Origin of the sequence: Rubrobacter taiwanensis (assembly GCF_004337705.1) — a bacterium.
GTDB classification, from domain to species: domain Bacteria; phylum Actinomycetota; class Rubrobacteria; order Rubrobacterales; family Rubrobacteraceae; genus Rubrobacter_C; species Rubrobacter_C taiwanensis.
On sequence record NZ_SKBU01000029.1, the window covers coordinates 21,864 to 28,475 of the forward strand.

General features: G+C 60.4%; 8 protein-coding genes. 6 read left to right on the forward strand and 2 right to left on the reverse strand.

Annotation, left to right across the window (positions count from 1 at the left end):
* Positions 1–34: 34 nt before the first annotated feature.
* From E0L93_RS13580 to E0L93_RS13595, 4 genes are all read left to right on the forward strand, one after another.
* The gene (locus E0L93_RS13580; protein WP_132692620.1) at positions 35–625 is read left to right on the forward strand and encodes a peroxidase-related enzyme; all 591 of its coding nucleotides are present in this window, start codon (positions 35–37) and stop codon (positions 623–625) included.
* A 75-nt stretch (positions 626–700) separates the two neighbouring features.
* Entirely contained in the window at positions 701–1,693 is a 993-nt protein-coding gene (locus E0L93_RS13585) for an LLM class flavin-dependent oxidoreductase (protein ID WP_207890505.1), read from the forward strand.
* Positions 1,694–1,830: 137 nt separating this feature from the next.
* Positions 1,831–2,235, forward strand: coding sequence for a hypothetical protein (locus E0L93_RS13590; RefSeq protein WP_132692622.1), 405 nt, complete (start codon positions 1,831–1,833; stop codon positions 2,233–2,235).
* A 35-nt stretch (positions 2,236–2,270) separates the two neighbouring features.
* Complete coding sequence (locus E0L93_RS13595; RefSeq protein WP_132692623.1) at positions 2,271–3,134, forward strand: alpha/beta fold hydrolase; 864 nt, start codon at positions 2,271–2,273, stop codon at positions 3,132–3,134.
* A 438-nt stretch (positions 3,135–3,572) separates the two neighbouring features.
* Here E0L93_RS13595 and E0L93_RS13600 read toward each other — a convergent pair whose 3' ends face one another.
* Together E0L93_RS13600 and E0L93_RS13605 are read right to left on the reverse strand one after the other, a co-directional pair.
* A complete protein-coding gene (locus E0L93_RS13600) occupies positions 3,573–4,637 on the reverse strand; it encodes an NAD(P)-dependent alcohol dehydrogenase (protein ID WP_132692624.1) in 1,065 nt (354 codons plus the stop codon).
* Between the two features lie 57 nt (positions 4,638–4,694).
* Positions 4,695–5,597, reverse strand: a complete 903-nt coding sequence (locus E0L93_RS13605) for an alpha/beta hydrolase (RefSeq protein ID WP_132692625.1) — start codon at positions 5,595–5,597, stop codon at positions 4,695–4,697.
* Between the two features lie 331 nt (positions 5,598–5,928).
* Between E0L93_RS13605 and E0L93_RS13610 the strand changes: the two genes are divergently transcribed.
* Positions 5,929–6,117: a hypothetical protein gene (locus E0L93_RS13610; protein WP_132692626.1), complete on the forward strand. Its 189-nt coding sequence runs from the start codon at positions 5,929–5,931 to the stop codon at positions 6,115–6,117.
* Between the two features lie 5 nt (positions 6,118–6,122).
* Positions 6,123–6,542: a sodium:solute symporter family transporter gene (locus E0L93_RS13615; protein WP_132692627.1), complete on the forward strand. Its 420-nt coding sequence runs from the start codon at positions 6,123–6,125 to the stop codon at positions 6,540–6,542.
* Positions 6,543–6,612 lie beyond the last annotated feature (70 nt).

Below are 6,612 nucleotides of genomic sequence, written 5' to 3' on the forward strand. Positions count from 1 at the left end.
CCGGCTCGTTTCGTACGGGGAGGAAGACTCTACGATGGAGCACATCTCTCGCAAGGATACGGGGGTCCCGATCAGCTGGTTTCCGGTCCCCGAGGAGTCGGAGCTGCCGGAAGACCTGCAGAAGCTGTTTCGCAAGGCTCGCGAAAAGATCGGGTTCGTCCCGAACGTCTTCCGGGCTTACAGCTTCCGGCCCGAGCGCCTGAGCGCGTGGTTCAGCCACTACAGGCAGCTGCACGAGCCGACGGAGAACCTGGATGCGGCCGAGCGGGAGATGATCGCGGTCGCCGTCTCGATGGAGAACGGATGCCTCTACTGCCTCATAGCCCACGGAGCCGCGCTGCGCGAGGCGCTGGGCGACCCGATCCTGGCCGACCGCATCACGCTCGACTACCGCCGCGCCGGCCTCGACGAACGCCGCACCGCCATCCTGGACCTCGCTGTCAAGGTCACCCGAGAGCCGCTGGAGTGTACACCGGAAGATATCGAGCGGCTCAAGGGCTACGGCTTGACGCTGGAGGAGATCTGGGATGTCATCGAGATCGCCAGCATGTATAACTTCACCAACCGCATGTCGCTGGCCTGCGGCATGCTCCCGAACGAGGAGTACCACGCCCTGGCCCGCTGATCATCGAAGCGGAAGCCGTGTGATATACGGTCTTGCTGCCGGTGAGCGAGCGAATAGCTCTATCTGATGGAGAATTTGAACGAAAAGATCAAAGCAGACATCCGGGTTCCGGTGGGGTTGTCTGTTCCGGAGGTGGTGGAGTTCATCCGCCGCTGCGAGGCTGCGGGCTTTCACGGCGTCGGAGTTCACGACCACCACCACAGCGGACGCGACGTATACGTGACGCTGGCCCTGGCCGCTTCGCGCACCCGCCGCATAAACCTCTACCCGGCTACTTCCAACACCGTAACCCGCCATCCCCTGGTGCTCGCCGCTCTGGCCAATTCCCTGGAAGAGGTCGCTCCGGGCAGAACCTTCCTGACGCTGGCTCCCGGCTTTCTCTCGGTGGAGTCAGCCGGTGAGAGTAGAGCCTCGCTGAAGAAGCTGCGGGAGTATGTGCTTGCGGTGCGGCGGCTGCTGGCCGGAGAGGCTGTCTATTCCAAGGGCACCCCCATGCGGTTGCGCAACCGTCCCCGGCGACATCTTCCAATACTGCTCACCGCCTCCGGCCCCCGCCTGCTTCAGCTGGCAGGCGAGGTAGCGGACGGAGCGCTGATGCTGGTGGGGCTGCACCCGGGCTCCATAGCGGCCGCCCGCAGGTACTTGAGAATTGGAGCTCAGAAAGCCGGCAGGGATCCGCAGGAGCTTGAGGAGATCTTCATCGTCCCCATAGCCGTCGGGGATAGAGAGGAGGTCAGGCAGTGGCCAAGAAAGTGGTTCAGGGAGGGACAGCCCTGGATGGAGTATCCCAGCCGCTCCAACCTCCGGTGGCTTCGAGAAGCGGGTATAGATCTGCCCGAGGGGCTTGACCCGAGGAGCATCTCCGGGGATCTGGCGGACAGGATCTGCGAGGCTTTCGGTCTCTTTGGGGAGCCCGAGCACTGTGCCGGACGGCTGCTCAGAGCCAGAGAGGAAGCCGGGGTAGAGCACGTCTTCCTCTTTCCCGCTCACGACTACCAGAGCGGCTACCAGATGCCTATGGCCGAGCTTGAGGCTTTCGAGCGGGTGATGGCCTCAAGGCTGGGCTGATTCCGTTTGTATGGACTCGCCAGCTGCCGATCCCAACCTCAACCCCTTTCAAAATGGTTAAATAAGTAAGGAGCCTGTTTCAAGAGTCGCTCGTAGGGTATAATTACTTTTGTGTCAATCTCTTGGGGAAAGGAGAGATGATGGCTGCAGAGACGGCGGCGGCCGAGCGCTGGATTGAGGAGTTCCGGCGCGCTACCGACGAGGACCCGGAGATCCAGGCGCACGGCAAGTACTACTCGTGCTCTTACCTTCTGGACATGGAGGAGCACAGTTATCTGGTGAAGATGCACGGGGGCAAGGTCGAGGAGATACTAGTAGATCCGGGTCCGCTGGACGACAGGTATCAGTTCGCTCTCCGGGCCAGCGCCGGGACCTGGCGCAAGTTCGGGGAGGAGGTCCCGGAGCCGATGTACCATGGCATCTGGTCGGCCTCCTTCCAGAGGGACCTGAAGCTGGAGGGTGATCTGCTGGTCTTGATGCAGAACCTGCGCTGTTTCACCCGGCAGTTCGAGCTTCTCCGCAAAACCGGCGTGCCGGTGTAGGCAGTCTTTCTGCGGGAAAAGGAGGAGAGGGCAAGATGGCTCAGTTCTCACCGGTAACCGGACGCTACGTTACCATCGACGTGCTCGGGGACGAATGCAAGGTATTCTTCCTGGAGAACGGGGAAGGGCAGCCTCTGGTCTGCCAGCACACTGCCGGATGCCACAATCACCAGTGGCGGGATCTTTTGGAGGATGAGGAGATCACGAGCCGTTACCGCGTGATCGCCTACGACCTTGCCCGGCACGGCAAGAGCGACCCGCCCAGGAACAAGGAGTGGTGGAAGGAGGAGTACCGGCTCACCGCCGACTACTATACCGCATTTATAGTTGCCTTCTGCGACGCGCTCGAACTCGAAGAGCCTATCTTCATGGGCTCCTCGTTCGGAGGAAACGTGGCGCTGCAGCTCGCTCTGAGGCATCCAGACAGGTTCAAGGCGGTCATTCCGGTGGAGGCAGCGGAGTACTCGCCCGGGTTCTTCCTCGACTGGTGGCAACACCCACAGGCCAACGCCGCTCAGGTGTGTGCCAGCGGGGTGTGGGATCTCATGGCCCCTCAATCCCCAGAGAAGGACCGCTGGGCGACCTGGTTCTACTACACTCAGGGATCGGAAGCCTTCCGGGGCGACCTCTACTTCTACTCGGTAGATCATGACCTGCGCGGGAAGCTGGACCAGATAGATGGAGAGAAGTGCCCGGTCATCATGCTCACCGGCGACTACGATTACCTCACCACGCCCGAGGACAGTAAGCGCACCGCAGACCAGATAAGGGGTGGAGAGTTCATCGAGATGGAGGGAATAGGTCACTTCCCGATGAGCGAGAACTATCCGCTCTTTAAGCGCTATCTGCAGCAGGCTCTGCGAAGGATCGAAGAGAGAACCGGTGCCCGGGCCGGATAGAAGCTGAATAAATATTTGCCAGGTTCTTATGGAGAGGGTTGGGTGCAGCGCTCGAGCCCTCTCCCTATCTTTGTGTTTGTCGTTCGGGTACAGTGCCTGAATGATGCTCAAGGGGGCCGAGGATAAGAGATACACTCAGGCTCTGATCGTCCCGTCGCGCCGGCTGGTCAACGTTCTGTAGGCGATGCTGCGCGACGGAACCACCTTCGAAGCCCGCTCTGCGGCTTGGCATTTCTCATAGAGATCCCCTTCTGGGAAGAGCCAAAAAAGTTCAATACCGAGGTGGCACGCTTCGCTGGCTGACCGGCAGGAGAAGGTTTGCAGATGAATTCCCGCCCCTTTCGAATACAGACGAACCGAGCGGCAAGAATGAGCGGCGAATGCCGCCTCGGCAATAAACGCCCGTCTGCGTAGTTTTCTACCGCATGTGCCGGGCCTTCAATAGGTGATCAGGGGCTTTATGATGTTATCCTCCTTAGTGGCCATCATCTGGAATGCCCTCTCGACTTCCGAGAAGGGGAAACGGTGGGTGGTCATCGGCGTCGGGTCCACTTTCCCAATCTCCATGAGGCGTAAAATGCGGTTCATCCGCTCTCGACCTCCGGGGCACAGGGCGGTCTGTACCTTCTTATCGCTCATGCCGTAGCCGAACTCGGGCAGCGGGATGCTGAGCGTCATACCGCCCTCGCCGTGGTAGCCGATGTTCGAAATAGTGCCGCCCGGCTTGGTAGCCCGGATGCAGTTCTCGAAAGTCTCGGGCATCCCCAGAGACTCGATGGCCGAGTCAACCCCCTCGCCGTCGGTAAGATCGAGGATTTTCTGTACAGGGTCTCCCTGTGTAGGATCCACCACCTCGTCGGCACCGAATTTCCTGGACAGCTCGGCTCGGTCGGGTTTGGACTCTACGGTGATAATGAGTCCCGCGCCGAGCAGTCTGGCCCCGATGGTTGCAGAAAGCCCCACCGGCCCCTGGGCGAAGACGGTCACGGTGCCGCCGATCGGGATGTCCGCGTTCTCCGCCCCGGCGAACCCCGTGGAGAGCATGTCGGTTGCGTAGAGGGCCTGCTCATCGCTCAAGGAATCCGGGATATGCACCAGGTTGAAGTCGGCGTCGTTGACGTGGAAGTACTCGGCCATGTTGCCGTCTTTCTGACCGGTGAACTTGTAGCCGCCGAGCATGCCGCCGCACTGAGAGGTGAAGCCTCTCTGGCAGTAGTCACACCTTCCGCAGGGAGTGATGGCGTTGACCGCGACCCGGTCGCCTTCCTTAAAACGCTCCACATCGCTCCCGACCCGGTGTACGATGCCCACGCTCTCATGCCCCAAGCCCCGCTCCTCGGGGATCTCGATGACGCCCTTGACCGTGTGCACATCAGAGGTGCAAACCAGTGAGGAGGTGGTCCTTATTATGGCGTCTCGTGGCCCCGGTTCGGGGATAGGCTTCTCGATCACTCCCACCTTTTCGATCCCCAAGAAAGCCAGCATCTTCATAGTCTCAGCCATTGCTTATCTCCTCCTTCCCTTCGAGTGTCGCTCGAACCCGCGCTTCTCACAGGAAAGCTAACCCTCGATAAGATGTTCGACGAACCACTCGCAGGCCGCCCCGCTAGCCGCTTCGAAGTCCTCAACATAGGCGTCGAAGTGACCTCCTGGCAGGAGCACTAGCTCCTTGGGCTCCAGGGCCTTCTCGTAGGCAGCGAGGGCGAGGTCTGCGGGGGTGAGGTGATCGCCCGCAGCGACAACCATCATAAGCGGCGTCGGCGATACCCATTGAACGTACGAGCCCGGCTCGTACTCGGTGAACAGCTCCACGCTGCGCAGCGTCACCTCGTTGCGCCACGCCGGAGCGCGGCTCTCGGCGGTCTGGGTGAACCACTCCCAGGAGTCTGAGGTGGGCAGCGCGCACGGGGTCTGTGAAGGATCTTCGGCCACCACCGCTATCCTCGCCGGTTCCTTACCGGCGTAGCGGGCTTCCCGGTCCTCTTCGAACATCTTGAGAGTGGGGGCGATCAGATCCCTGCGTACCAGCGCCCGGAAGTTCTCATGCCCGGAGACCAGAGGAACCTGGGAGACGACGCACTTGATCCTCCGGTCAATGGCCCCCAACACCAGCACGTGGCCGCCCGAGTAGCTCGATCCCCACACCCCAATGCGCTCCCCGTCGACCTCCGGCAGACTGCGGGCGTAGGTGATGGCGTGCCGGTAGTCGCGTACCTGCGCCCAGGGATCTATCTCCTGCCTCATCTCCCCGTCGCTTGCGCCGAAGTTGCGGTTGTCGAACACCAGCGCTCCAAGGCCCGCGTCGGCAAATACCTCTGCGTAGCTATCCAGATACATCTCCTTCACGGCAGAGAAGCCGTGGGCCATCACGATGGTAGGGACAGAACCCCGGGCTTCATCGGGAAGGTACAGCCATCCTCTCAGGGTCACCCCTTCGGCATCGAACTCGATGTCGCGGCGCATTATCTCCTCCTCTGTCTGAGTTTCCCCATTCCCCAATCTGGGTTTCTTCCATAGTATCGCAGTAATCCGGTTAATCCCAAGCCAACCGTAATTTGCCTTGAAGCTCCGGTAAGAGGGTGGGGCTTCTTGGCGGTTTCTCGAGACATTGTGACAGACTTATGGATGGACTCCCAATCGCTCGTAGTGACATTCTTTCGGCTTGACAAAGCAGGCTTCTGGGCTCCTGTCCGAAGCCGATTGGCCTGATCGGAGAAAGACCAAATTTGACGGTGCACCAACGCACAAAATAATATTCGCGTCATGGTGGGGGCTGAACGGAGGTAAGGATCAGGTGAACGTGGATGTGCTCTTTCTGTTCTTCAGCGCTGTCTTAACCACCGCAATATCGGTTGTCATCGTGATAGCCATTCTGAGGACGCAGTATCTCCCGGTGATTAGACGCTTGGAGAACGAGTTGGCCGAGGATCGAAGCGCAGGAGAGAGCGGAAGGACAGGCGGCTCCGGACCGGGGAGGGAGTAGGGGCTGTGGCTACTGCGATCTTCTTCCTGGCTCTGGCTCTCTATGTCGTTGCGGGGGCCTTGGTCGCCAGACGCGTTAAGAGCAGTGACGACTTCTACATTATGGGCGAGCGGGGCTCAACGGTATTCATCGTAGGGACGCTGGCGGCGACCTACCTGAGTGCCGTTACCCTGCTCGGGATAGCCGGGATCTCTTACGCGGAAGGTCCGCTGGTGATCGCCGCTACGGGCTCTTTCGGAGCCTGGGTCGGGACGCTGCTGGCCGTCGTCTACGTTGGCAGAAGGATGAAGGCCCTGGGATGCAGGACTATGCCGGACTTCTTCCAGAACCGATTCAAAAACCGGGCCGTCACCGCAGTCGCCAGCCTGATCATGATCGTGGGGTTGCTCGGCTACGGTGTGATCCAGTTAATACTACAGTTGTAATTCATGCCAGCAGCACGCCTCTGCGCTTGTAATGGCAACGCCTGGCTACGGCCTGATGCTGACGACGCCA

Excerpts from the sequence above, each read along its gene's own strand:
- E0L93_RS13580 (WP_132692620.1), top strand. The coding sequence starts at position 35 with ATGGAGCACATCTCTCGCAAGGATACGGGGGTCCCGATCAGCTGGTTT.
- E0L93_RS13590 (WP_132692622.1), top strand. The coding sequence starts at position 1,831 with ATGATGGCTGCAGAGACGGCGGCGGCCGAGCGCTGGATTGAGGAGTTC.
- E0L93_RS13595 (WP_132692623.1), top strand. The coding sequence starts at position 2,271 with ATGGCTCAGTTCTCACCGGTAACCGGACGCTACGTTACCATCGACGTG.
- E0L93_RS13600 (WP_132692624.1), bottom strand. The coding sequence starts at position 4,637 with ATGGCTGAGACTATGAAGATGCTGGCTTTCTTGGGGATCGAAAAGGTG.
- E0L93_RS13605 (WP_132692625.1), bottom strand. The coding sequence starts at position 5,597 with ATGCGCCGCGACATCGAGTTCGATGCCGAAGGGGTGACCCTGAGAGGA.